Source organism: Kiloniella antarctica (assembly GCF_042682825.1).
Classification (GTDB): domain Bacteria; phylum Pseudomonadota; class Alphaproteobacteria; order Kiloniellales; family Kiloniellaceae; genus Kiloniella; species Kiloniella antarctica.
The window spans coordinates 990406-1015023 of sequence record NZ_JBHUII010000001.1 but is presented as its reverse complement, the minus strand read 5'-3'; the positions used below and the strand labels follow the sequence as shown (position 1 = coordinate 1015023).

At 43.8% G+C, this 24618-nt stretch carries 20 protein-coding genes; 14 read left to right on the top strand and 6 right to left on the bottom strand.

Annotated features, from left to right (window positions below; translation table 11 throughout):
• Nucleotides 1-8: 8 nt before the first annotated feature.
• Nucleotides 9-836 (bottom strand): sterol desaturase family protein, encoded by an 828-nt coding sequence (locus tag ACFSKO_RS04835; RefSeq protein WP_380248969.1) that lies wholly within the window; start codon nucleotides 834-836, stop codon nucleotides 9-11.
• Between the two features lie 192 nt (nucleotides 837-1028).
• Between ACFSKO_RS04835 and ACFSKO_RS04830 the strand changes: the two genes are divergently transcribed.
• Nucleotides 1029-1796, top strand: coding sequence for a gamma-glutamyl-gamma-aminobutyrate hydrolase family protein (locus ACFSKO_RS04830; RefSeq protein ID WP_380248967.1), 768 nt, complete (start codon nucleotides 1029-1031; stop codon nucleotides 1794-1796).
• A gap of 525 nt (nucleotides 1797-2321) precedes the next feature.
• A complete protein-coding gene (xth, locus tag ACFSKO_RS04825) occupies nucleotides 2322-3119 on the top strand; it encodes an exodeoxyribonuclease III (protein WP_380248965.1) in 798 nt (265 codons plus the stop codon).
• Between the two features lie 74 nt (nucleotides 3120-3193).
• On the opposite strand, the gene ACFSKO_RS04820 is transcribed toward xth, so the two are convergent.
• Together ACFSKO_RS04820 and ACFSKO_RS04815 are read right to left on the bottom strand one after the other, a co-directional pair.
• Nucleotides 3194-3655 (bottom strand): cyclic nucleotide-binding domain-containing protein, encoded by a 462-nt coding sequence (locus tag ACFSKO_RS04820; RefSeq protein ID WP_380248963.1) that lies wholly within the window; start codon nucleotides 3653-3655, stop codon nucleotides 3194-3196.
• A gap of 21 nt (nucleotides 3656-3676) precedes the next feature.
• Nucleotides 3677-6394 carry an ATP-binding cassette domain-containing protein gene (locus ACFSKO_RS04815; RefSeq protein WP_380248961.1) on the bottom strand — a complete coding sequence of 906 codons (2718 nt, stop codon included), beginning with the start codon at nucleotides 6392-6394 and terminating at the stop codon, nucleotides 3677-3679.
• 530 nt (nucleotides 6395-6924) lie between these two features.
• On the opposite strand from ACFSKO_RS04815, the gene ACFSKO_RS04810 reads away from it, so the two are divergent.
• From ACFSKO_RS04810 to ACFSKO_RS04765, 10 genes are all read left to right on the top strand, one after another.
• Complete coding sequence (locus ACFSKO_RS04810) at nucleotides 6925-8160, top strand: glycosyltransferase family protein (protein WP_380248959.1); 1236 nt, start codon at nucleotides 6925-6927, stop codon at nucleotides 8158-8160.
• A 97-nt stretch (nucleotides 8161-8257) separates the two neighbouring features.
• The gene (locus ACFSKO_RS04805) at nucleotides 8258-9484 is read left to right on the top strand and encodes a glycosyltransferase family 4 protein (protein WP_380248957.1); all 1227 of its coding nucleotides are present in this window, start codon (nucleotides 8258-8260) and stop codon (nucleotides 9482-9484) included.
• Between the two features lie 13 nt (nucleotides 9485-9497).
• Entirely contained in the window at nucleotides 9498-10685 is a 1188-nt protein-coding gene (locus ACFSKO_RS04800) for a glycosyltransferase family 4 protein (RefSeq protein WP_380248955.1), read from the top strand.
• Nucleotides 10686-10691: 6 nt separating this feature from the next.
• Nucleotides 10692-11879 (top strand): glycosyltransferase family protein, encoded by a 1188-nt coding sequence (locus tag ACFSKO_RS04795; protein WP_380248953.1) that lies wholly within the window; start codon nucleotides 10692-10694, stop codon nucleotides 11877-11879.
• Nucleotides 11876-12541, top strand: coding sequence for a histidine phosphatase family protein (locus ACFSKO_RS04790; protein ID WP_380248951.1), 666 nt, complete (start codon nucleotides 11876-11878; stop codon nucleotides 12539-12541). The genes ACFSKO_RS04795 and ACFSKO_RS04790 overlap by 4 nt, the downstream gene beginning before the upstream one ends.
• Complete coding sequence (locus ACFSKO_RS04785; RefSeq protein ID WP_380248950.1) at nucleotides 12531-13733, top strand: glycosyltransferase family protein; 1203 nt, start codon at nucleotides 12531-12533, stop codon at nucleotides 13731-13733. Before ACFSKO_RS04790 ends, ACFSKO_RS04785 begins: the two co-directional genes overlap by 11 nt.
• Complete coding sequence (locus ACFSKO_RS04780) at nucleotides 13726-14277, top strand: hypothetical protein (RefSeq protein ID WP_380248948.1); 552 nt, start codon at nucleotides 13726-13728, stop codon at nucleotides 14275-14277. The genes ACFSKO_RS04785 and ACFSKO_RS04780 overlap by 8 nt, the downstream gene beginning before the upstream one ends.
• A gap of 62 nt (nucleotides 14278-14339) precedes the next feature.
• Nucleotides 14340-16256, top strand: coding sequence for an ABC transporter ATP-binding protein (locus ACFSKO_RS04775; RefSeq protein WP_380248946.1), 1917 nt, complete (start codon nucleotides 14340-14342; stop codon nucleotides 16254-16256).
• Nucleotides 16256-17254 carry an ABC transporter permease gene (locus ACFSKO_RS04770; protein ID WP_380248944.1) on the top strand — a complete coding sequence of 333 codons (999 nt, stop codon included), beginning with the start codon at nucleotides 16256-16258 and terminating at the stop codon, nucleotides 17252-17254. Before ACFSKO_RS04775 ends, ACFSKO_RS04770 begins: the two co-directional genes overlap by 1 nt.
• Nucleotides 17251-18411, top strand: a complete 1161-nt coding sequence (locus ACFSKO_RS04765; RefSeq protein ID WP_380248942.1) for an ABC transporter permease — start codon at nucleotides 17251-17253, stop codon at nucleotides 18409-18411. The genes ACFSKO_RS04770 and ACFSKO_RS04765 overlap by 4 nt, the downstream gene beginning before the upstream one ends.
• A 40-nt stretch (nucleotides 18412-18451) precedes the next feature.
• Here ACFSKO_RS04765 and ACFSKO_RS04760 read toward each other — a convergent pair whose 3' ends face one another.
• The 3 genes from ACFSKO_RS04760 to ACFSKO_RS04750 all read right to left on the bottom strand — a co-directional run bounded on the left by ACFSKO_RS04760 (nucleotide 18452) and on the right by ACFSKO_RS04750 (nucleotide 21530).
• Entirely contained in the window at nucleotides 18452-19774 is a 1323-nt protein-coding gene (locus tag ACFSKO_RS04760) for an adenylate/guanylate cyclase domain-containing protein (RefSeq protein ID WP_380248940.1), read from the bottom strand.
• A gap of 156 nt (nucleotides 19775-19930) precedes the next feature.
• Nucleotides 19931-20761 (bottom strand): MBL fold metallo-hydrolase, encoded by an 831-nt coding sequence (locus tag ACFSKO_RS04755; RefSeq protein ID WP_380249442.1) that lies wholly within the window; start codon nucleotides 20759-20761, stop codon nucleotides 19931-19933.
• Between the two features lie 73 nt (nucleotides 20762-20834).
• On the bottom strand, nucleotides 20835-21530 hold the full coding sequence (locus tag ACFSKO_RS04750) for a response regulator transcription factor (protein WP_380248938.1): 696 nt from the start codon (nucleotides 21528-21530) through the stop codon (nucleotides 20835-20837).
• A gap of 641 nt (nucleotides 21531-22171) precedes the next feature.
• Between ACFSKO_RS04750 and ACFSKO_RS04745 the strand changes: the two genes are divergently transcribed.
• Nucleotides 22172-23305, top strand: a complete 1134-nt coding sequence (locus ACFSKO_RS04745) for a GTP cyclohydrolase II (protein WP_380248936.1) — start codon at nucleotides 22172-22174, stop codon at nucleotides 23303-23305.
• Nucleotides 23306-23560: 255 nt separating this feature from the next.
• Entirely contained in the window at nucleotides 23561-24553 is a 993-nt protein-coding gene (locus ACFSKO_RS04740; protein WP_380248934.1) for a hypothetical protein, read from the top strand.
• The last annotated feature ends 65 nt before the right edge of the window (nucleotides 24554-24618 follow it).

Sequence of the window (24618 nt, the reverse complement as noted above, 5' to 3'; positions counted from 1 at the left end):
TATCCCGCTTATTTCTTTTTAAAGGGTCTGATCAACAAAGACATAAACGACTTATCTCGAGTCCCTTCGACACCAATACGCATGCCTGCCTTTCGAGGGTTTTGACTTCTGGTTTGAAAGAATGGATCCCACCAACTAAAAATGGTTCCATAATTACTATCCGTATCGACCTGAATTGCATGGTGATGAACCCAATGTATTTCCGGAGTTATAAAAATATAACCTAGAATTCTCTCAACAATTTTTTTAATTCTTACATTGGAATGATGAAATACCGTTGCAATTAAAACCACAGTCTCAAACACGACAATTGAAACAAAAGGAATATTGAGCAAAATAATCACGCCTGCCCGTGCCATTGCCGACAATAATATTTCTCCAAAATGAAACCGCAAAGCTGACGTTGTATCCAACGTATCATCAAGGTGATGAATTTCATGAAATCGCCAGAGAAATGGCACTTCGTGATTCAAACGATGCCACCAGTAGATTAGAAAATCCAAAATCAGAATATCAATTATTAACTCGAGCAGCAGTTCTGGCCATTCGGCCATTGAAAAGGGACGCCACTGTAATGAATGCTCTGTAGCCCATATCGTAACCTGGAGAATAAGGAGCGGAGAGAGAACAACATTAAACACCCAAAGGCCAGAATTTCGAAACACTCGAACCGGGAAAAATCGTGCAAACTTCGTTTTGCCCTCCAAAGCTTTCGCATCAGGACTTAGATCTCCTCTTTCTGCTGGAATAAGGCGTTCCGAGAAAAACAGTAGGGCAATCCACGTTAAAACAATAACGCCTTTGTATGCCAATAACTGTTCTGTAAGTGTTACCATTTTTACCTCTTTCCATTTCTCCTCTTGAAATATGAAACAGGAAAACATGAAGTAAAAGCCTTACTATCAATTTATCACTAGAAAGTGCAGAAGGTTGATAAAAATGAGGATACAGAGCTTGCACGGCTCAAAAGAATAGTTAACATCCGAAATTAGAAATCTCGTAATGATAAATTTTCCAGACGATAGACCATGTCCTATAGATCCATGCCTTTAGTTGGTGTATCAGCCTGTTTACACAAAGCTGAAACTCCCAAACCATACCACGCTGTTGATGATAAGTACCTTCGTGCCGTTTCTGATTCAGCAAACGCGATGCCATTAATCATCCCAGCTTTAGGAAACTCACTTGATATACCCAGTTTGGTGGCTTCTTTGGACGGCATTATGCTTACAGGAAGCAATAGCAACGTGTTTCCTGAACGATATCAAGCACACCCAACATCCGAAGCTGAGCCCTACGATCAAATGAGGGATCAAACAACCTTCGCATTAATACAAGAAGTCCTAAAACAAGAGGTACCACTGCTTGCTATTTGTCGAGGTTTTCAAGAGCTTAATGTTGCCCTTGGAGGGTCTCTACACCCTCAGGTAAAGAACATAGCCGGACGCATGGACCACAGTAGCCCTGATACCAATGACATGGAAATCGACTATGGCCCAAGCCACACGATTCTACTTAATCCTAGAGGGCAACTTTACAAATTACTCAAATCGGATCAAGCGACCGTAAATTCACTTCATTATCAGGCTATCGATCGTGTTGGGAAAGGCCTTATGATCGATGCTCATGCTGAAGATGGAACCGTTGAGGCAATCTCAATGCCTGACCAAACGTCCTTTGTTTTGGGTGTCCAATGGCACCCAGAATATAAATCCAAAGATAATCATGTCTCACAAAATATTTTTAGTTCTTTTGGTGTCGCAGTAAGGAATCGTGCTGAAAATCGTATTGGATGATACAAGCTTTGCTCACTTATAAACCAAGGGATTTCAACAATAATATCCTTTTATCTTCAAGGTATTTTGAAAATTCCTTAGTTTCTGTGGAGTCCCTCAAGTGTCGGTAATATCTTGTTAATAAATACTTATATATTTAAGAATAATTTCCCGATATTTATCAATTTATATGCTTATATACCTAACACGTAAATTTTATCCACAGGTACATTGAATTCCTCCCTAGATGGCTTATCTTAGAATTACGTCGCCTACTACCTCACTCTTGGCGACGTCTAGAGAAACTGGAATCCCCCCTCTAGTTTCTTGAAACTCTGCGAAGAAGCGGGAACACCTGGTTATCCCCCCAATCGGGTGTTCCTTTCTTTTTTTATGTAGCGTTATGATATAGTTAGGTGTTATCCTAATCACATAATCGCTACTATAAATTTTTCACTGATCACTCTGATCATTTCACCTCCGGAACATTTTGTGTTTATTTGTATCGAATACGAAATGAATTCGTTTCGAATATGGAACAAATAAATGACGCTGCGTATTGCCACATGGAATGTCAACTCTGTTCGCCAACGCCTTGGACACTTAAAAGACTTCACAGATAGTCATCAACCCGATGTACTTTGTCTGCAAGAAACCAAGGTGCAAAATTCTGAATTTCCAGAACATGACATAAAATCAATGGGATATAAAACTGTACTATTCCATGGACAAAAAAGTTACAACGGCGTCGCTATTCTCTGTAAAAAAGAAATTGAAATCAACAATCAGCTAATTTGGTGTAAAAAAGACGACTGCCGACACCTGTCCATAACATTAAAAGATGGTGTTCAAATCCATAATTTCTATGTTCCTTCAGGAGGAGCTATTCCGGATCCGGAACAAAATGATAAATTTGCTCATAAACTCCAATTCATCAAAGAAATGACAAAGTGGATTTCAGATCCAGCCCAAAAGAATGAGAAACTCGTCATAGTTGGCGACTTAAATGTTGCACCACTGGTTAACGATGTCTGGAATCACAAAAAAATTCAAAAATCAGTTGGCCACACTCCATTGGAATGTGACCTTATGGAAAAATTACGTGAAGCTGGTAACCTAACCGACGTCGGGCGTCATTTTGTTTCTGCAGATCAACCTTTATATTCTTGGTGGGGTTATCGCTACAAACCTTCTTTTGTAAAAAATTACGGCTGGCGATTGGACCATATATTAACCACTGAAAGCCTTAAATCAGCTTTACAGCACTTTGAAATCGTCAAAGATACCCGCGGTTGGGAAAAGCCATCCGACCACGTACCAAGTATTGTTGATCTTAATCTCTGATCCAGGATCTAAACTTAAAAGAGCTCTCTCATGCCTGGCTCACTGTTTGATCGTCGTGGCGAATCTTAAGGGCTTTATGATTTATCAGCTATCGCATTTCGAGCATCAGTTAGTTGACTCGTCGTTTTATCAATCCTGTGGGCAAGAACCCGCATTACTTCGACGCCCATCTCGGGGAAATCCATAACCATATTGAAGAATAGCTCTTTGGTTATTTTTAGAGTTATCAATTCAGACTTGGCTTTAATTGTCGCAGTTCTTGGTACATCACACAAAATAGCAATCTCACCAACAAATTCATTTTTCCCGAATGTAGCAACAACCAAAGGCCCATCATCCGTATCGACGATGACATCGGCCTCTCCATCAATAAAGATGTAGGCTGCATCTCCCGCATCACCTTGATGAAATAGTTCTTGGCCCACCTTGAATATTAAACGCTCACTGGCAAAGGCCATCAATTTGAGCCGGGAAGGCTCTATATTGGCAAACAAAGGTATGTTTTTTAAAGCTTCAACTTCTTGCTCAATAGACATTTTAACTTACTTCCTTACCCTTTATTCTGCTGCAATTAGGCTTTTAAGAATTTTGCCTTCGACATTTAAATCATTATAAGTTCCGCTCTCCACAATCCGGCCATTCTGCATCACAATGATATGCTCAAAATGACGGGAAAGTTCAGCACGCTGTAACGTCCAAACAATTCCCTGTTCGCCTTGTGCCTCCACAATGGCGGGAACAAGTTTATTCTGGCTTTGAGAATCCATGACGGCCGCAGCCTCATTTAGAATAAGTAAATCCGGCTTTTTGATCAAAGATCGGGCCAAAGCCAGTTTTTGTCTTTGCACCGCACTAAGGCGGTTTCCACCAACTCCAACATTATAACTTAATCCGACCTCGATGACATCCGGGCGTAAACCCAAATCATCCAAGAGTTCCGTCATCACACGACCAATTGTCTCTCCAGCTTCAGCCCTGCCATAAGCAAGGCGCCCAAAGAGAATGTTATCTTGGAGACTTGCCGCCGAATTAAAACGTTCAGGATTATAAAACTCAACCGCTTCAGGGTCTCTTTGCTCTAACTTTTCTGCTAACAATTTACGTGCAGAAATTACCTTAACCTCGACCTCTTCTGTTACAAGTCCGAGGCGATGTCTGGCTTCAACGTAATCAAAAGGCAGATGCATCAACGCTTCTCGATCCGCTTTTGAGATTTCGGAGAAGCTGCTTTTATCAGCCCGCTTCACAATCATACTAAAATCGGAAAGATCGTCTGCAGAAATAAAACTAAATTGTTCAAAGAAGGGATGAGTTGGTGGCAATCCGGTAAAGAGCTCAACCATGGTACGAGCGATAGAGAGACCCATATTGTAAATTGAATCTCGAAGTCCTGCTTCTTCAACTGCTTCGCGGAGGATTGGCATCGCCAACAGGCTGTCTCCAGCGTAGTCGCTATTACGAGGTGTACCAAAAAGTAGATTTTCACGTAATGTCGCGTTATTATTATAATGCCCAGGGTCAAAGGCAATAACGAGATCTTCTGCGCCAATAGACTTTAAATGTTCTTTCAAAGCTTCGCGAGCACCCAGAATAGATTCGGCAATATCGGGACGGCTATCGCTATCAACAATACCGCTCAACCCAAAACGATAAACGTCTTCTTCTAAATCCACGCTTCTCAATACATCGGTGACACGTGGAACCAATTCTACTGGGGCAAAGATACCTGCACTTTTATAATCAACCCACTCTCCTGACGGATTAAGAATGGTATTTCCAGTCCGTTCCGCTTCCAGCTTATCAAGAAGAGCCTCAGCTTCTGTCGCAGGATCACGGGGTGAATCGCTTATCATCCAATTTCGAAGACCATAGAATAAATTATCCATCACCGATAACGGAAACAAATAGGCATCCTGGCCAACGTACGATAAACGACGCCCAGTTATGGCAGAAGGCAGTTGATCTAATGATTTTTCTGCTATTCGAACAGACCCACTGGTGGGTCGAACCAAATTGGCTAACACCAGCCCCAAATATTCCTTACCACTACTGGCATTACCAACTATTGCAACTCTTTGATTCGCACGAAAAGAGAAACTGACCCCATCAAGAAGTTTGTTTTCGCTCTCATCGATAAGGGTCAGGTTACTCACGGTAACATCCCCTTCTAGATGTTCACTATTCCCCTCTTCAAGCATCTGTTTATCAGAATCAATCATTCCCAAAGGTTGGAACTGTTCAGCTACTTGCTCATACTTAATTTGAACATCGTTTTTCTGTTGATCCCAATTGATTAAATCTTTCACGGGGGGCGGCAGGTCCTTATAAGCAGCAAGAACTGCCACTAAAGTACCGATTTCAAATTGTCCCGTGATGACGAGATAACCACCCCCTAAATAGAATATGAAGGGCGTAATTTGTGCCAACAGGTTATTCAAAAATTTTACGAAAAATTTTCGTTGGTAAATTTCATAACGAATTTTAAAAATTTTACCCAGACGACGGGAAATTTCTGCACGTTCAAAATTACTGGTGTCATGTGCCTGAATTTCTATTGCCCCCCCAACAAGCTCACTTACGCGCCCAGCTAAAGCCCGTGCAGTAACTTGTCGTTGGCGACCCAGAGTCAATATTCGTTTGCGCAACTTTGGTATTACAAACGCCTGTACCAACACGATACTCATGGCCACTAAACCAAGCCAAAAGCTCTGTACCATGATAAAAATCATCGCCGTTAGAGCCTGTCCCCCCAGGAAAAATGGCGTTACAATCGCGTCGCCAATAAAACCACCAAGAGGTTCAACCTCATCCTTAATCATGGTCGCAATTTCAGCTTGTTTAATTTTTCGACTGTGCAGAATTGGGAAGCGCAGAATGCGATCAGCCAGTTCATAGCGAAGGCGGCGCAACATCCGCTCTCCAAGACGGCCTTTTAAGGTATTGATAACAAATTTAAAAATGCCATTTATCAATACTAAACTCAAAAAAGACAAGCATAGGGCAAGTAGGAGTGCCAGTTGGGTTAAATCAAATCCTTCAAAAAGAACAATTGCCCTTCCAAAAATCTCCTCTCCATAGGGTAATTCGAACCGCATAAATGGAAGTGTCGAGTTAAATCCTGCAAAATTCTCAGAGTTAACCGCTTTATTGATAATGCTTTTAGGCAGATCAAGGGATAAAAAATAGAACGGCATAGATGCCAGAACCAAAAAAAGGATTTTGATTTGATCCTTTTTACTGTGTTTCCAAATATACTTAAAAAGCTGTGGTTCCATTACCGCTTCATTTCTCCCGCAGTCGCCTTTTAGGCGTTCCTATTTTAGGATTGATATCTTTACACAGAACAATAACAAAGACTAATACGCCAAACAAAGTAGAAATAACGATCTTTATTGATTAACCCCTGTCTATTAATCAAAAATCATTAATTTAAGCCTCATGACCATACCCTACCTGACAAGAACCCATCCAAAGTATTTCAACTTAATCCAACATACTCTCAGTAAACTCTTTGTCATTTCTTGTGTGATGTCATAATGGTCAGGACATGCTAGATTGGTTTCTAACAATCGGTTAGATAACGTAACCTTTTTTCACGTAATGCATGAGAAACCAATCATGAAACAACCGTTTCAAAGTGGTAAGGTCGATATTTTCCCAAAAACGACATTGAATTTATAAAAATAGCATATTCTTTCTTGGGTCAAAGGAATGAAATGTGGCATAGTCACCTCGATTATCGAGGGGGAGTAGACCAATCACAAAAGACTTCGATCATACAGCTGATAGCCTAGAGCAAAAAGGTATGCGCGTTCTTATCTATAGCCATGACAGCTTTGGCCTCGGTCATCTACGACGGTGTCGTGAAATAGCACATACTCTGGTACAAAATAACAAGCACCTATCCGTACTGATCCTTTCAGGTTCACCAATCATTGGCTCTTTTGGCTTCAAGGCTCGGGTAGATTTTGTCCGAATTCCTGGTGTTATTAAATTGAGAGACGGGGATTATACCTCTCTCAATCTGCATATTGATATTGAACAAACCCTGGCCATTCGGTCTTCTATTATTAAGCATACCGCCGAATTTTACGATCCTGATCTCTTTATTGTAGATAAGGAACCTTTAGGTCTAAGAGGTGAGGTAGAAGATACTCTCCGCCTTATGAAAAGCCGTGGTACCCAATGTGTTTTGGGCCTCCGTGATGTTATGGATGACCCTGACCTACTCTCAACAGAATGGGAACGCAAAAACACTGTTCCCGCACTATCGGAATATTATGACGATATCTGGGTTTATGGTCTTCCTCAAATCTGCGACCCGTTGGAGGGCATAGAGCTTCCACCTTCTGTACAGAGAAAGATGACCTACACAGGCTACTTACAAAGAACCGGTGCCCATGATGCTCCGATGCCTGTTTTAGAAAAAATAGGTGAAGACACCCCTTATCTGCTCGTAACTGTTGGCGGTGGCGGTGATGGCGAAGAAATCATCGATTGGGTGTTATCTGCTTATGAAAGTGATCCTGATCTCCCCTACCCAGCTCTGTTTGCACTTGGACCCTTTATGAACAGCGAGCTTCAGCACGATTTTCAGGTTCGCGCCAGCAAACTGGATAATGTGGAAGCCATTACTTTCAATGCACAGTTTGAAAGCCTTGTCGATCGTGCCATCGGTATTGTTGGCATGGGTGGCTACAACACTTTTTGCGAAATTCTCTCCTATGACAAAAGAGCCTTGATCATCCCAAGAACCGTTCCGCGTATGGAACAATATATTCGCGCCAGTCGCGCACAAGAACTCGGACTGGTCAAAATGTTGGAAAATACCGGAGAGAGAGATCCTCTCACCATGGCCACTGCTTTGCGTAATATTCCCCAACAAAGCTTACCCTCAAGCGTTGTTGTTCCCGGCCTTCTTGATGGTCAAGAAAACGTGCTCAAACTCGCCAATAAGTGTTTCGAAGCAAAGCTATCCAGCCTCTCTACCATCGATATTACGGACCCAATTTTAAATACAAAAACAGCTTCCGATAGCTAAGATAAGCCCCAAACAGGGTAAAACGACATCATTTCACGTGATTATTACAAATTATCGGTAGTAATCACCTGCAGCAGCGGAAATAATATCAGACGCTATGAGCAAAAAAGTCACCGTTATCCTAAAAGGCTATCCACGCCTGTCAGAAACATTTATTGCCCAAGAACTTCTGGCTTTGGAGAAGCGTGGCCTAAAGTTATCACTGATTTCTCTCAGACACCCCACCGATAGCTCAACCCACCCCATACATCAGGAAATAAAAGCGCCAGTTAGCTATCTTCCAGAGTATGTCTATCAAGAACCTTCGCGAGTGTTAAAGAGTTGGTGGAAAGTTCGAAGCCTCCCGGGCTATAAAAAAGCTAGGTCTATATTTTTCAAAGATCTTAAAAGAGATAAAACAACAAACCGCATCCGGAGATTCGCGCAAGCCTGTGTGCTTGCAGCTGAACTTCCCGACGAGGTCGACTGGCTATACGCCCACTTTCTACACACCCCTTCTTCTGTGACACGATACGCCGCATTTATGCGAAATCTACCATGGTGTGGATCTGCTCATGCCAAGGATATATGGACAACGCCCGAGTGGGAATTACGTGAAAAGCTTGCTGACATCAAATGGCTCGCAACCTGCACAAAAGTAAATGTCGACTACCTAAGCAGCCTTTCTCCAGACAATGACCGAGTAGACCTCGTCTACCACGGGCTTGATTTTGATCGGTTTGATAAGGTTGGCAATGATCAAGTTCTACGGGATGGTACCGCAACAGATCAACCAGTCACCCTGATTTCTGTGGGAAGGGCTGTTCCGAAGAAGGGCTATGATGATTTATTAAAAGCCCTCGCCGTCTTACCAAAAACATTGAACTGGCATTTTGTCCATATCGGTGGCGGAACCTTGAGCAAGGGTCTCAAACTACAATCAGAATCATTAGGATTAACAGATAAAATCACCTGGATGGGTGCTCAACCCCAAGAGATCGTCCTTGAACAGTATCGGAAGGCCGACTTATTTGTTCTTGCCAGTAGAATCACAGAAGACGGTGATCGCGACGGGATGCCAAATGTCCTTATGGAAGCACAGAGTCAGGCTCTCGCCTGTTTATCAACGAGTATCTCTGCCATTCCCGAATTGATTGTGGATGGCGAAACAGGCCTTTTAGTACCACCGCAAAGTCCCAAAGAACTCAGTCAGGCAATTGAACGCTTAATTATCGACCCCAAGCTACGCTACAAGCTAGGTCAGGCCGGTGCCAAACGGGTTAGAGATGATTTTTCTATGAAACGGGGAATTGACCAGCTCATAACCCGTTTCATGGCCAGTTAAGCGAGTTGCCGGGATGCGTATCGCTTTTTATGCCCCGTTAAAGTCTCCCCGGCATCCAACTCCCTCTGGAGACCGCCACGTCGCCAGACTCTTAATCCAAGCTCTTGAATCTTATGGTCACGAAGTTGAACTGGCTTCTCAGCTGCGGTCACGAGATGCTCTCGGCAACCTCACGCGTCAACAAAGGCTTAAAAATATTGGTGCAAAAATAGCACATCGCTATCTACGCAAACTAAAGCAACTGCCTAAAGACAAGCGGCCTGATCTATGGTTAACCTACCACCTCTATTACAAGGCTCCTGATTGGATTGGCCCGATTGTGTGTCGTGCCTTAGAGATACCCTATGTTGTCATTGAAGCCTCTGTTGCAAACAAACGCGCTGATGGGCCCTGGGATCTCAGCCACAAAGCTGTTGTTGATGCATTAAATCTCTCAGAGTGCGCAATCAGTTTGAACCCTCACGATTCTTTATGTCTGCCTCCCGATCTGCGCAACTGGTCGCTTCCTCCCTTCATCATTGCAGATCCTATTACTGCCGCTCGTGAAAATTGGTCTCAACACCGACGAGATACCGCTAAAAATTATAACTTAGATCCCAACAAACAATGGCTACTCTCTATTGCCATGATGCGTGAAGGAGACAAGCTTGCTTCCTACCGCGTCCTTGCCAATGCCTTGAGAGGATTACCTGACTTACAATGGCAGCTTCTAATTGTCGGAGATGGTCAGGCTAGATCTGACGTAGAAACGGCCTTCAAATGGGCATCTCCAAGTAAGGTCGTTTTTGCTGGAGAACGTACTACACAAGAATTGGCACACATCATTCCTGCTTGTGATATCTATACTTGGCCCGCCATCAACGAAGCCTTTGGTCTTGCATTTCTTGAGGCTCAGGCAGGTGGATTACCCGTAATAGCAGGTAACACAGGCGGAGTCCCTGCAGTTGTTACAGATGGGGAAACAGGCATATTAACTCCCCCCGGTGATGCCATTGCTTTTGCAGCAGCCTTAAGAAGTCTGCTTTCTGCACCTGTGAGGCGAAGAGCCATGGGACAAGCAGCAGCTGAAAAGGTTAAGTTGGTACACAGCATTGAAAATGCAGGACGTCGCCTTGACGAAATTCTCGCGGCATCAAGAAAAGATCATATAAAACCGGGTTTACCCTTGTTCGATTACAGCAAGAATAACAACGCATCATAGGACATAATGAGTCAAACTAATCAGATAGATGTACTGTTTTATGTACAACATTTACTCGGTATCGGTCATCAAAGGCGTGCAGCGACCTTAACCCGTGCGATGGAACGTATCGGCATGAAAGTTGCCTTTGTATCAGGCGGGCTGGAAGTACCCGGTTTAGACACAGGCCCCGCAACCTTCTATCAACTTGCACCTGTGCGGGCAGATGGCATCTATTTCACAGAACTCCTTGATCAAAAAGACCGCCCCATCGATAAGGCTTTCAAGCAAAGTCGGGCCCAGCACCTTCAGGAAATTTTTAACAAAACCAAACCACGTTTGATTCTCCTCGAGATGTTTCCTTTTGGCCGTCGACAGATGCGATTTGAACTCGTTCCTCTCCTCGAAACCGCCAAGAACTCCTCGTCCCCACCAAAGATAATCTCTTCAGTTCGCGATATTCTGGTTAAAGCCCCCAAGCAAGAACGCATCGACGAGATGTTGACCTGGATAGAAACGTATTTTGACAACGTTCTGATTCACGGCGACCCCAACCTTATTCCCTTTGATAAAACCTTTCACCCTGCACGCGAGATATCGAATAAGATCCTCTATAGTGGCTATGTCGTTGATGAAAAGGTTGATGAAGCCCCTCACCCGACTGACGGAAAAGACGAAATCATCGTTTCTACTGGCGGAGGCGCGGTCAGCGAACGCCTTGTTAAAGCTGCCATTTCTGCCCGAGAGAAAAGTTCCCTAAAAAACAAAGTCTGGCGCATTTTCATCGGCCATAGCCTGCCCGAAGATCTCTTTTCCCAATACGCAAATCTGTCAGAAGATCGCTTAATTATCCAACGTTCGAGGGCTGATTTCACATCTTTACTCCCCAATTGTGCTCTATCCATTAGCCAGGGCGGCTACAATACAGTGATGGAAGTGTTGCGGGCTGGGTGTCCCAGGGTAATCGTCCCCTATTCAGGTGGCCTGGAAACAGAACAGACTCTTAGGGCTAAACTTTTGGCCGAAACCAATGCTCTCACCTATGTAGATGAAGAAAATCTTACAGGACAAATACTGGCTGATGCCATCGAACAGACTCTAAATACCAAGCAACGCCCCCCTTCAAGTCTCGACACCAATGGTGCAGAAAAAACAGCACAAATTTTAACGGCAATATTGTCGAATCAACCTCTCGATAAGTTTAAATCTCCATGAGTGAAATTCTCATCCTTCGCCATGGTCCAACGATCTGGAACCTAGAGAAACGGATGCAAGGCCGTTCAGATATTCCGCTATCACCTGAGGGCCAGAACCAGGTGGGACAATGGTCACTGCCGGATGAATGGTACAGCGTTCCATGGTACGTTAGTCCCCTTAAAAGAGCACAGAAAACAGCTCAAATTATGGGGAAAGATTCAATAACGACTGAGCCTCGGCTTTCGGAAATGTCCTGGGGAGAGTGGGAGGGAAAGCGCCTTCCTGAATTGCGTGAGAATCTTGGACCCCAGTTACAGAAAATGGAAGATATGGGGCTGGATCTTTTACCTCCGGGAGGCGAAAGTCCGAGACAAGTACAACAGCGCCTCGCCCCCTTTTTACTCGATCTAGGTCGTCAGAACCTGTCCGCGGTCTGCGTGGCGCATAAAGGCATAATACGGGCTATTTATGCCAGTGCGTCGGGTTGGAATATGCTCGGTAAACCACCGCAAAAGTTACAAGATAATTGCGCCCATCTCTTTAAAATCACACAATCTGGTCAAGTAGAGGTTTCTGTTATAAATCTCTCTCTCATGGAAAATCCCCAACGTTTTCCCTTACCGATTCACTCCACAAGATCAGAACTCGATAAAAATACAGGTAATCATAATGCGTGTTGATGTTTTTATTTATGTTCAACATCTCTTGGGTATTGGCCATCTTAAGCGGGCTTCTCTACTTGCCAAGGCCATGCACAAAATCGGCCTGAAGGTTATTTTTGTGACCGGAGGCCGTCCTGTCCCGGATTTGAATATGGGGAAAATAGAGACCTTACAACTTCCCCCTCTTCGCGCCGCAGATGACAGCTTCAAAGTCTTGATGGATATCGATGATCAGGTTGTCGATGAGGATTGGAAAAACAGTCGCAAAGAAACCCTGCTCGAAGCTTTCAAGACAACAAACCCCAAAGTTCTCCTGATTGAGATGTTTCCCTTTGGCAGGCGCCAAATGCGATTTGAACTGGATCCTCTTATCGCACGCGCCAAAGAGCAAGGGGTGCCTGTTGTCACGTCCGTAAGGGATATACTGACAACCCATAAAACTCCCGGCAAGGGAGAGTGGATTATTGAGCGTGTTCTCAAAGATATCGATCAAGTTTTGGTTCATGGGGATTCCAGCTTTATTTCCCTGCAAGACAGTTTTCCCCTGGCAGAAAAAGTTGCCCATAAAATCACCTATACTGGTTACGTTGTCGAAACATCAAATAATGACACGGTAACAACAGAGAAAAAAATAGCCTTCCCCCAAAATAAGGCCAAAGATAACACCCAGCACGGTACCCGAAATGGTGTCCTAATTTCAGCAGGCGGAGGTGCTGTGGCTCTGCCGCTCGCAAAGGCAGTCCTTGAAGCTAAAAATCTCTGTAAGTTAAAAGATATTCCTTGGCGATTGCTGCTCGGTGACAATCTTCCGGACAGGGATTTTGATGAAATTTCAAACAATGCACCGAAAGGGCTTACCGTCGAACGCAACAGACCTGATTTTCAAGCACTACTAAAAACGTCACAACTCTCTGTTAGCCAAGCTGGATATAATACGATCCTAGAACTACTAACGACGTTGACTCCTGCCATCGTAGTCCCATTTGCAGCCGATACTCAGAGCGAGCAGACAACCAGGGCTAAAAAATTGGAAGATTATGGTGTACTTACTGTGATCTCAGAAAAAGATCTATCTCCTGTTAATCTTGCGCACGCCATTGATGCTGCTATCGATCGACCAGTTACCAAGATAACCCTTGATTTGAACGGTACTGAAAATTCAGCACTCATTATTCAAAAAATCATTCAAAAGAATAATACACATGGATAAAATTACTCCTCATACATTCCGCTACCCTCTATTTGATATTTACTGGGATTATGCAAAAACTCTTTTTGGATTGGCAATTGGTGCAGGAGGACTGATTTACGGGTCAGAGAATATAATTTCACTACTCTTTTTTGGCACCATTATTGTAATATTTTGTTTCTTTGGGCTGCAGAGTTATCGTCGTCATAAATCTTTTGTCACAGTTGATCCTAATGGTTTGAAATTCACAAGCTGGAAGCAAGAATCAATTTACTGGGAAACAATTAAAAACATAGAGTTACGATATTTTGGACGTCCTATAAAAGACAAAGAAAGCGATCAGAAGCCAAAAGGAACTTTACACTTAACTCTAAAAAACGATGATCAAAAAATTACACTTGAATCAAATCTTTACGGATTTCGTTATCTCGTATGGTGCGCAACACAGGTTGCCAAAGAATACAACGCTCCGCTTGACCAAATCACCGTAGGGAATATGCTAGATATCGGACTGGATCCAGATGGTGATAGTGAAATGCCTGACCCACAGATTTCGGGACTATAACCCGTGAAATACAATAAAAGGTCAGGTCAACAGGGTTTTAACAGTGGGGTTAGGGTTAATCCGTGAACGATCTATTACAGGTCAATAACTTACGTGTGGCCTTCAAACTCCCAGAGGGAGAATTGAATGCTGTAAAAGGCGTTTCATTCCGCATCCCCAAAGGAAAAACCGTATCTTTGGTTGGGGAATCAGGATCAGGGAAATCTGTCGTTAGTCAGGCGATTATGGGCATTCTTCCCAAAGTTGCTCGTGTAGCTGGCGGTGAGATATTGTTTACCGACCCAAAGACACCCGGCCAAATCGTAGATATTGCCAAGCTTGATCGCGATAGCAAACAAATGCGCAAAATTCGCGGCGGCAGGATATCTATGGTGTTCCAAGAACCGATGACATCGCTCTCACCAGTTCATACCATTGGAAACCAGATCTGCGAGGCACTTGAACTCCATCGATCCATGAGTTCATCCCAATCTCTTGAAATGACCACTGATATGCTGCGCATGGTGGGATTTCCAGATCCGATCAGAGCGATGAAAACCTACCCCTTTGAACTCTCAGGTGGTCTGAGACAACGCGCAGTTATCGCTATGGCACTCGTCTGCCATCCCGCCCTTCTCGTTGCGGATGAACCAACGACAGCTTTGGATGTTACGATCCAAGCACAAATTCTTAAACTTATAAAAGATTTGCAAATCGAGTTGGATATGTCTGTCCTCATGATCACTCACGATCTGGGTGTCGTGACCAATATGGCAGATGAAGTCGTCGTTATGTATCACGGCGAAATTATGGAAAGCGGTACAGCCGAAGACATTTTCCGGCACGCCAGCCATCCATATCTCAAAGCATTGTTAAACGCAGTTCCTCGATTTGATATGAAACCGGGTGAACGTTTAAAGCCGATCAGAGAAATCAACCACGACAAAAACAACCCGATTCTGAAGGCGAAGCATCAACGTCGGGCAATATCAGATGAAGATCCACCTCTTTTAGAAGTTAAAAACATCAACAAATCCTTTTCCATTAGAAAAGGTGGACTGTTTACAAAAAACACTGAAGAAAAAGCACTGGCTGTCGACGATATCAGTTTTTACGTCAGGCGCGGCGAATGTCTTGGACTCGTTGGAGAAAGTGGTTGCGGAAAAACCACCCTGTCTAAAATTATCATGCGCGCCCTGTCCCCTGATAGCGGCTCTATTATATTCAGAGACCAGGAAAACAACCCAATTGATGTCCTAAACCTCGAAAAATCAGAGCTGTTTAACTTCCGAGAGCGGGTCCAATTTATGTTTCAGGACCCCTACAGCTCCCTAAACCCAAGAATGACAGTTCAGGAACTCATCGGAGAGCCCCTTCTTATACACGGTATGAAAGATGCCAGTAAAAGACGGGAAATGGTTGAGTGTCTCATGGATGTTGTAGGGCTGGCACCAATGCACATCAATCGCTATCCACATTCGTTCTCTGGTGGTCAGCGCCAACGCATTGGGATCGCGCGAGCTCTTGCCCTTCAACCTGATCTCTTGATTTGCGATGAACCTGTTTCAGCTCTGGATGTTTCTATTCAAGCTCAAGTCCTGAACTTATTGAAAGATTTAAAAGAAGCTCTGGGACTCACCTATATTTTTATCAGTCACAATTTAGCTGTGATTGATTACGTAGCAGATCGCATCATGGTTATGTGTCGGGGTCGTCTTGTTGAAACCGCCCCAAAAGAACTCTTATTCAAGAACCCGGTACATCCCTATACCCGCGCATTGGTTTCGGCAGTTCCAGATCCAGATTTAGACCGGCCTTTGGACCTAAAGCATTTGATTTCCAGCAAGGCATCGACACCAGAACAGTGGCCCGCTCCCTTTACCGTTAATGAAACAACCGAAATGCAAATGTTTGACCTTGGTGGCGGTCATTTTGTCAGAATTGGCAAAGACACCGATGATATACTTCTGTCTCACCTTGAAACAGAGGGAGCATCATAATGCTGAGCTATATCATCAACCGCATTCTCGCAATGATTCCCACGCTCCTGATAATTTCTGCGATCATATTTGTTTTAATTCAATTGCCGCCAGGGGATTTTCTTGAGACCCAAATAGCTGAGATGCAGTCTCAAGGTGAAAATGTTGATCAAGAAAAAATCGAGTATCTCCGTACAGAATATGGATTAGACAAACCTCTTTATATTCAATATTTAAACTGGGTTACAGGGTTGGTTACAGGGGACCTTGGATATTCTTTCGAACACGAACTCCCCGTAACCGAAGTAATTGGTGATCGTATTACCTTAACAATTATCCTCGCACTGGCTGCCACCTTATTTACCTATGCCCTGTCTTTTCCTATCGGTATATATACTGCTGTAAATCAATACTCAGTCGGAGATTACGTCTTTAGTTTTGTTGGATTTATCGGGCTTGCAACACCAAACTTTCTACTCGCGCTTATACTTCTATATTTTGCAAATGTGTGGTTTGGGACTTCCATTGGCGGCCTCATGGACGAACAATTTATTGGTCAACCCTGGAGCTATGAAAAAGCCCTATCTGTCCTCGAACATCTTTGGATTCCCGTTGTTGTTATTGGCACATCAGGTACAGCAGGCATGATCCGTCGACTAAGAGCCAACCTTCTTGATGAGCTTTCAAAACAATACGTCATAACCGCAAAGGCCAAAGGGCAGTCTCCTCTTAAAATCTTGATAAAGTATCCGTTACGATTGGCCATTAACCCCTTTATAGCTGATATTGGCTCAATCTTGCCCGATCTCTTATCTGGATCAGTCCTTGTCGCGGTTGTTATGGGGTTGGAAACAACCGGGCCAATGCTCGTCAATTCGTTGCTCAGTCAGGATATGTATCTGGCTGGATCCTTTCTCATTATTGAGGCATCACTTGTGGTCATAGGCGTATTTGTTTCTGATCTTATTCTTGCGGCTGTTGACCCTCGAATTCGCCTAGGTGGGGGAGCCGTAAAATGAGTAAGAAACCTTTAGAACATTATGTAAATCCGGCACCCTTTGATCCTCTGTCTGTAACAAAATTAACCCCGCAGCAAGAACGTTATTATACGGCCTCTCAGTGGCAAATAATGTGGTGGAAGTTCAGAAAACATAAACTGGCGGTCTATTCGGGAATCATTCTAGGCTGTATGTATCTCGTTGCGTTATTTGCAGAAATTGTTGCACCCTATAACCTGCATAATCGCGAAATCGATTTTATTTACGCGCCCCCTCAGGCCGTACACTTTTTCCATGAAGACGAATTTATTGGCCCGTTTGTTTACGGGTATGACTATACCCTCAACATGGAAAATCTCAAACGGGAATACACCTCTAATCCTTCCCAGGTAAACGAGTTACAATTCTTCTGTCGTAGCAATCAAGATTATGCCTTCTGGGGCCTGATCAGCGGTGATTTTCATATCGTATGCCCACCAGAGAATGGTACTTTTTTTGTTTGGGGTACTGATCGCCTTGGCCGTGATATTTTTAGCCGCATTATTTATGGTTCAAGAATTTCACTGACAATTGGGCTAATTGGCGTCTTTATCAGCTTTGTTCTTGGAACACTTCTGGGCGGTATGGCTGGATACTTTGGCGGATTAATTGACACTTTTGTCCTCAGAGCGATCGAAATTCTGAAATCATTTCCAACCTTACCCCTCTTTATGACACTCTCAGCCCTTTTACCCGTCACTTGGAGCCCTTTAGGGGTATTTTTTGGGATTTCCATTATTCTCGGCCTTCTCGATTGGCCAGGACTTGCCAGAGCTGTCAGATCAAAATTACTCAGTCTTCGGGAAGAGGACTTTACCACCGCAGCGCAATTGATGGGGGCCTCTCACGCGCGTGTTATCGGCAGACACCTCTTGCCATCCTTTAGCAGTCATCTGATCGCTTCGGCAACGCTTGCTGTTCCCATGATGATCTTGGGGGAGACCAGCTTATCCTTCTTAGGCCTTGGTTTACGCGCGCCCATCACGTCCTGGGGTGTCCTTTTGAACGAGGCTCAGAATATCAGCGCCGTCGTTCTTTATCCATGGCTTCTATTGCCTGTCCAGCCAGTGATTTTAGTCGTGCTTTGTTATAACTTCCTTGGTGATGGCCTACGAGACGCTGCAGATCCTTACAAATAAGCTTAACAAGCAAGGTTGGATGATCGAAAACAGTAGTTGACTACTCCGCAACCACCACAAGATCAAGAGGCTTGGAGATCCCCATTATATGGTTGTTTTCAAGCCTTTTCTTCTGGCTTTTAGGTTCATATCCCTGCTCCAGAGCCCGTTTATAAGCGGTATCATCCGCAAGAGCACGGGCACCAACATCCTTGTTATGTTTTTCAAGTTTTGCCGACAGATTAACCGCATCTCCAATAACGGTATACTCCAGTCTGGAATCATCGCCGACCGCGCCAAACAGAACAGAGCCCACCGCCACAGATCCATTTACCAGTGGTACTGCCAGCCCTTCTTCACGTCGCCAGTTCTTAGTGGCCTCCATAAGCTCATCCATCGCCCGTAAAGCGTCCGCTGCATAGGTTTTAGAAGGTTCCGAAGCCCCAAAGGTTGCCATGATGCCATCGCCCATAAACTTGTCGATAGATCCGCCATGTTTTTGAATAATCGGCACACAGAGTTGCTGATATTCGGCCAGCGTCCCCATCACAACTTCTACGGTCTCTTGAGAGGCCATTTTGGTAAAGCCTCGCATATCGAGGTTCATTATTGCAGCCTCGCGACGCTCAGCTATCCCCGCCATGATTTTGTCTTCAGAGTGTGCGATTTTTGCAGCAATCTCAGGAGAGAAAAAGCGCGACAATTCCTCAGCAGCCTGCCGCTCTGACACAGAATGTATCAATAGTCTTCGCGCGCGAATAAGGGCAACAGCAAGGATAAGAGTCACGATTAAGATCGAAATAATTTTATCGAATTCTGCCCCGAGAAGAATGGAATTTGATGTCATGTATTGCACGTAATTACGGGTAATCATGCTGTCCATGGAATCAATCTTGACCACATAAAGGATCATTAAGCCCCAACCAATAGCCGCAAATAACCCCGCAATAATGACAAATTTGGCTTCAAATCTTAACGCCCGAATGGCAATAAAAATAAAGACATAAAGAAGTGTTGGCACTTTTAAATAAAAACTTGGCGGCTGATTGTACTGAATATGAAAGCTCCAAATCAAAACCATCAATAAAGTCATATCAAACAAGGCTGAAAGAGCCAGTGACCAGTCCGGCATCCGTAAATTGTAGGACCAGACAATACGAATAATAGTCAGAGCAAGATATATCGCCAGCGCCCAAGGCACAGGAGCAAAGGTTACATCTTCATTGAAGGTTTTTGGTGATATCAGATACAGGGTTCCAAAAATCGTTACGACCGCGAGCTGAATCCAACCAATAAGCTGCTCTGTCTGGTTTTCCTGTTCATGGATGGCATTAAGAACGCGCTCTGGCAAAGCAGTTTCATTGACTGAGCTAAACCACTTCATCACGAATAAACCTCTGGTGAGTATAGAAGATCTCATAGGTAAGAACATCTTATAGATATTCTATACCTCAAAAGATCAAAGTACTGTCAGTTTTCCGTGATCCGGAATTGATCGACTTTACGATCCCAAAGATTCAGACAGCAAATCTCTTTTATTTCAAAGGGAAATAACCATGCCCTCTTTAGCAAAAAGAGTTCCTGGGCGTTGTTTTTCTGCGTCCTGAGCCTGCTTGTTTAAAAATTCGTCATCATGGCAAGGGTCATGATGGAACGCGACCAGCTGCTTTACATTTGCCTTTTCACACAAACGTACACCTTCCTGCCACGTTGAATGCCCCCAATCGACAAAACTTGGAAACTCTTCGTCAGTGTAACTACTGTCATAAACCATGCAGTCTGCCCCCTCGACCAGTTCGAGAATTTGGCGATCTGGTACACATGGTACATGCTCTGTATCAGTCACATAACAGAAAGACCGTCCTTTATACTCCAGACGATACCCTGTTGCGCCGTTAGGGTGATTAAGCGGGGTTGTTCGTATTTTAAAACCGGGATAGGGCTCTAAAATCTCTCCAGCGTTAAAATCGTGGAATGTTACATTGGCAGAGAAAACTTTTGGCGGCACAGGAAAAAGAGGCTCAGCCATATAGCGGCAAAGGATTTCATGAAGATTGCTATTTTGTTCTAAAAGATGCCCGGCCCAAAGTCTGACTTTGTTTTTTGGATAAAAATTGGGTCCAAAAAAAGGCATGCCCATAATATGATCGTGATGCGTATGAGAAAAGAAAATATCTATCTGTTTCTCATCACCACCACAGCATATATCTCGACCAAGAGAACGTATTCCTGTTCCTGCATCGAAAATGAAGTGATGATCTCCACACTTAACCTCTACACAGGAAGTATTACCTCCATATTGCCTATGGCTATCTTCCGGGCAGGGAATTGATCCCCTGACACCCCAAAACGTAACCGTAAAATCATTCACTATAGACAATTCTCAAAATCTCCCGACTCCCGTAGGAATCAAATACAAAGCAATCCTTAAATGCCTTCTTGTACTATGGCACCAAACGATAGCCGCCTGTCTCTGTTACTAATAGCTTTGCATTCGAAGGGTCAATTTCAATCTTTTGTCTCAATCTATATACATGAGTCTCAAGAGTATGTGTCGTTACGCCAGCGTTATAACCCCAAACTTCGTTCAATAGGGTGTCTCTACCAACGACCTGAGATCCCTTTCTATACAAATACTTAAGGATAGACGTTTCCTTTTCGGTCAGGCGAACCTTCTTCTGAGTTTCACCCTCGATAAGAATTTTGCCACTCGGTTGAAAAGTATAGGGACCAATGGTGAAAACGGCATCTTCGCTCTGCTCATGTTGACGAAGCTGTGCTCTCAAACGCGCAAGAAGTACGCCGAGGCGAAAAGGCTTGGTGATATAGTCATTGGCCCCGGCATCGAGACCTAAAATAGTATCCGCGTCAGATTCAGCAGCTGTGAGCATAATGATCGGGCTTTTAACGCCCGCACGTCGCATCAGACGACAAACTTCACGGCCATCAACATCCGGCAAGCCCACATCCAGCAAGATGGCGTCGTAATAATCCCCCTTAGCCTTCTCAAGACCCTCCATACCATTGATAGCTTCTGTCGTTTCAAATTCTTCATGTAAACGTAATTGTTCACTTAATGAAGAACGAAGAGCGTCGTCGTCGTCAACCAGTAGTATTTTACGCCCGTTCGAAGTTGTCATCCTTAGTGATCCTTTATCCGTTCCCTGTCATGTTCCAGAGTTTTATCCCCGTTTATCACTATCCAATTCGACGATCATAAAGTCGATTGTCTGTATTTTAGATAACACTGGCCTTAATCACATTCAAGTTTACCTATAAATTCATCCTCAATTACAAAGAACAAAAAGTCTTTAATGGAAGATTATTACAATTAAACTATTTAATTAATTATCTAAATTAACGGTCCCGATTAAAAATACAGACAAAATTTGTTTTTGCCTCATGTCGCGGTAACAATTCAATTACGGTAAAAACATCAAATATAATAAAGACACTGCGTAATACGGTATTAGGTTCCATTTTCAACAACCTTGTTTTATTTGACACACCCGGTATGAATTATTCAAACGACAAGATACCCCAAAGACATAATATTGCCTATTACGTTGAAACCTAGAGAAATCTTAGTGAATCTTGTCGCAAAAGTTAATACTCGCTTCGTAATTTCGCTCTTTCCATCAATCTTGCTTTGGTATAAGGACCAAACACTTTTTATTGTATTCCACTGGAATATCGCGATAGTGCCTCCTAAATAAGGGGCTCATCATTTATCTAAGTGATACAATATCTTTAATACTTAAGCCGTCGAGAGAACAAGTCAGTGCCAGCGCTAGAAGAAAATGCCGCAAGAATCCTGCCTGCCGTTGAACGCGCCATTGCTGAACTTCGGCGCGGCGCGGCAGTTATTATTCGACGCCCAGATGGGCAAGCCGCACTGATTCAGGCCTCAGAAACTGCTTCTACAGAGATCCACAACAATCTTAAGCATATTGCACAGGCAGAACCCTGTCTCTTGCTAACTGCCCGTCGGGCTGCCGCCATCGGGATTAAAGAAGCTAAACCCCTCATTACAACGACCGAAGTTATCGCTTTTGCCTTAGATGGGATGTCTTCAGAAGCCGTCTCCTACCTAGCTGATCCAGTTCACGATCCTCTTGGCATCAATCTTCGGCACGATAACTTCCTAACCACAGACGTGCCCGAAATACTCGCAAGAAGTTCAGTGCTTTTAACTAAACTTGCCTGTCTTTTACCTGCTGCCCTGTTTGTTAGCTTGCCAGATGGAGCTGCTGAAGATTTAAGTAAAGCTCATAATCTTCTTACCGTTAATGCCGATGATATTACGGGATATCGTAGTACAGCAGCCTACAGCTTAAAAAAAGTAGCTTCGGCGCAAATTCCGCTCGATACAGCGGAAAACACAACCGTTGTTGCTTTTCGCCCCAAAGATGGCGGTGTAGAGCATCTTGCTTTGGTCATTGGAGATCCCGATCCGAAACTCCCCGTTTTGGTTCGACTGCACTCAGAATGTTTTACAGGTGATCTTCTCGGAAGCCTGCGATGCGATTGCGGTGATCAGTTAAGAGGTGCAATCAAATTAATGAATGAGAACGGCGGAGGTATATTACTTTATCTCTCTCAAGAAGGTCGTGGCATTGGCCTTGTAAACAAGTTGCGAGCCTATGAACTCCAAGATCGTGGTGCTGACACATCAGATGCAAATGAGCTGGTAGGTTTTGACCCTGATGAACGCATTTATGTCCCGGCCGCTGAAATGCTCCGCCAACTGGGATTTGATGACGTTAGGTTGCTCACAAATAACCCAGAAAAGGTCAGTGCATTAATCCAATGCGGTATTGATGTTTCTCAGACTGTTCCGCATCACTTTCCATCCAACGGACACAACGAGTTTTACCTCCAGACCAAAGCAACCCGATTTGGACACACTTTGTAATTGTGTGATCCGGGTAATTGTGTGACCTGGGGAATTGTGCAATCCGGGTAATTTGGCAGATCTGGTAATTTATACAAACTGGGTAATTTAAGTATTTTGATATCGGCAAGGTTTACCTCGACAGAGGGAAGAGTCTGCCTCATCTCTCAAGATAACAATCTCCAGAAACAAAATTTTTCATTATAAACTCTACCTCACCAGAGACTGGCCTGAAATTTGCTTACTAATCAAGAGCAATTAACAGGTGTATGCAAAATGATGGATCAACTTTACGCGAACCAAACAACGGCGGGTAAACCGGCGAACGGTATTGTTGTAAATTCGCTCTCTCAAATAGGTTCATCAAATATTCCTCCAAAACACTCCGCCAGCTTCAAAGGGCAGTTAGAAAATACTCAAACTGCAAATTTAAACACCCCGACCTCTCTTCCAAACACAAACAATACCGAAGCCATACCTGAGAACGAGCAAGAATTTGGATTTTTGGACTTTCTCGACATTATTAACCCTCTGCAACATATTCCGGTTGTTTCTTCGATTTATAGAGAAATTACGGGTGATGAACTAAAGCCTGCAGCCCGTGTATTTGGTGGTATGCTCTTTGGCGGACCATCCGGATTCGTTTCTGCAATTGCAAATTCCATTGTTGAGGAAACAACGAGTAAAGACATTGGAGCAAATATATTTGAAGCACTTTTAGGGCCAGATGAAGCTCTAGACTCCGTACAAGTTGCAAAAATTAGTTCTCCAACAAATCAAATAGCTGCCTCCTCTCCTAAAAACGTCGCTGATAATCCAGATCTTTCTAATATTTTTGCCCCGTTATCCCCAACAACCGTACCAGCACCCACTTTTCTCCAAACTACTTCTGCTGCAACCACCCACCCCTTACATAATCCCCCCTTGGAAGGTAAAGCGGCACTTGCTGCAATTTATAATGATTTAGGAACAGTTAAAACCAAGACAAATCAAGACGTAACAACAAAAGCACTTCAAGTCGCTGAAGCACTGCCTCCAACGACAATTCCGCTTAATCATGGCATCGGAAAACCTGGGAAATGGTTTCCGCTAAATGGAAATAATGTGATCATGGCGCAAACCTCTGCTCCGCCATCGGTCTCAACAATCCCCGATGCTCCTGCGGAGCCTTCAAAACCAATTCAAGAACTCGCCTCCTCAGATCAAAGTGATTTCGCCCAAAATCTTTTGACTGGCTTAGAAAAATATCAGGAGCTCAAAAAGCCCTAACAGAGATCTCGACAAGACGGAGTGAACCTGTATGTTTGGTTCAAGTTAAGAAACATATTGCAGAG

Bases quoted from the DNA above. Each gene is read 5' to 3' on its own strand.
- ACFSKO_RS04835 (WP_380248969.1), bottom strand. From the start codon at position 836: ATGGTAACACTTACAGAACAGTTATTGGCATACAAAGGCGTTATTGTT.
- ACFSKO_RS04830 (WP_380248967.1), top strand. From the start codon at position 1,029: ATGTCCTATAGATCCATGCCTTTAGTTGGTGTATCAGCCTGTTTACAC.
- xth (WP_380248965.1), top strand. From the start codon at position 2,322: ATGACGCTGCGTATTGCCACATGGAATGTCAACTCTGTTCGCCAACGC.
- ACFSKO_RS04820 (WP_380248963.1), bottom strand. From the start codon at position 3,655: ATGTCTATTGAGCAAGAAGTTGAAGCTTTAAAAAACATACCTTTGTTT.
- ACFSKO_RS04815 (WP_380248961.1), bottom strand. From the start codon at position 6,394: ATGGAACCACAGCTTTTTAAGTATATTTGGAAACACAGTAAAAAGGAT.
- ACFSKO_RS04810 (WP_380248959.1), top strand. From the start codon at position 6,925: ATGCGCGTTCTTATCTATAGCCATGACAGCTTTGGCCTCGGTCATCTA.
- ACFSKO_RS04805 (WP_380248957.1), top strand. From the start codon at position 8,258: ATGAGCAAAAAAGTCACCGTTATCCTAAAAGGCTATCCACGCCTGTCA.
- ACFSKO_RS04800 (WP_380248955.1), top strand. From the start codon at position 9,498: ATGCGTATCGCTTTTTATGCCCCGTTAAAGTCTCCCCGGCATCCAACT.
- ACFSKO_RS04795 (WP_380248953.1), top strand. From the start codon at position 10,692: ATGAGTCAAACTAATCAGATAGATGTACTGTTTTATGTACAACATTTA.
- ACFSKO_RS04790 (WP_380248951.1), top strand. From the start codon at position 11,876: ATGAGTGAAATTCTCATCCTTCGCCATGGTCCAACGATCTGGAACCTA.
- ACFSKO_RS04785 (WP_380248950.1), top strand. From the start codon at position 12,531: ATGCGTGTTGATGTTTTTATTTATGTTCAACATCTCTTGGGTATTGGC.
- ACFSKO_RS04780 (WP_380248948.1), top strand. From the start codon at position 13,726: ATGGATAAAATTACTCCTCATACATTCCGCTACCCTCTATTTGATATT.
- ACFSKO_RS04770 (WP_380248944.1), top strand. From the start codon at position 16,256: ATGCTGAGCTATATCATCAACCGCATTCTCGCAATGATTCCCACGCTC.
- ACFSKO_RS04765 (WP_380248942.1), top strand. From the start codon at position 17,251: ATGAGTAAGAAACCTTTAGAACATTATGTAAATCCGGCACCCTTTGAT.
- ACFSKO_RS04760 (WP_380248940.1), bottom strand. From the start codon at position 19,774: ATGAAGTGGTTTAGCTCAGTCAATGAAACTGCTTTGCCAGAGCGCGTT.
- ACFSKO_RS04750 (WP_380248938.1), bottom strand. From the start codon at position 21,530: ATGACAACTTCGAACGGGCGTAAAATACTACTGGTTGACGACGACGAC.
- ACFSKO_RS04740 (WP_380248934.1), top strand. From the start codon at position 23,561: ATGATGGATCAACTTTACGCGAACCAAACAACGGCGGGTAAACCGGCG.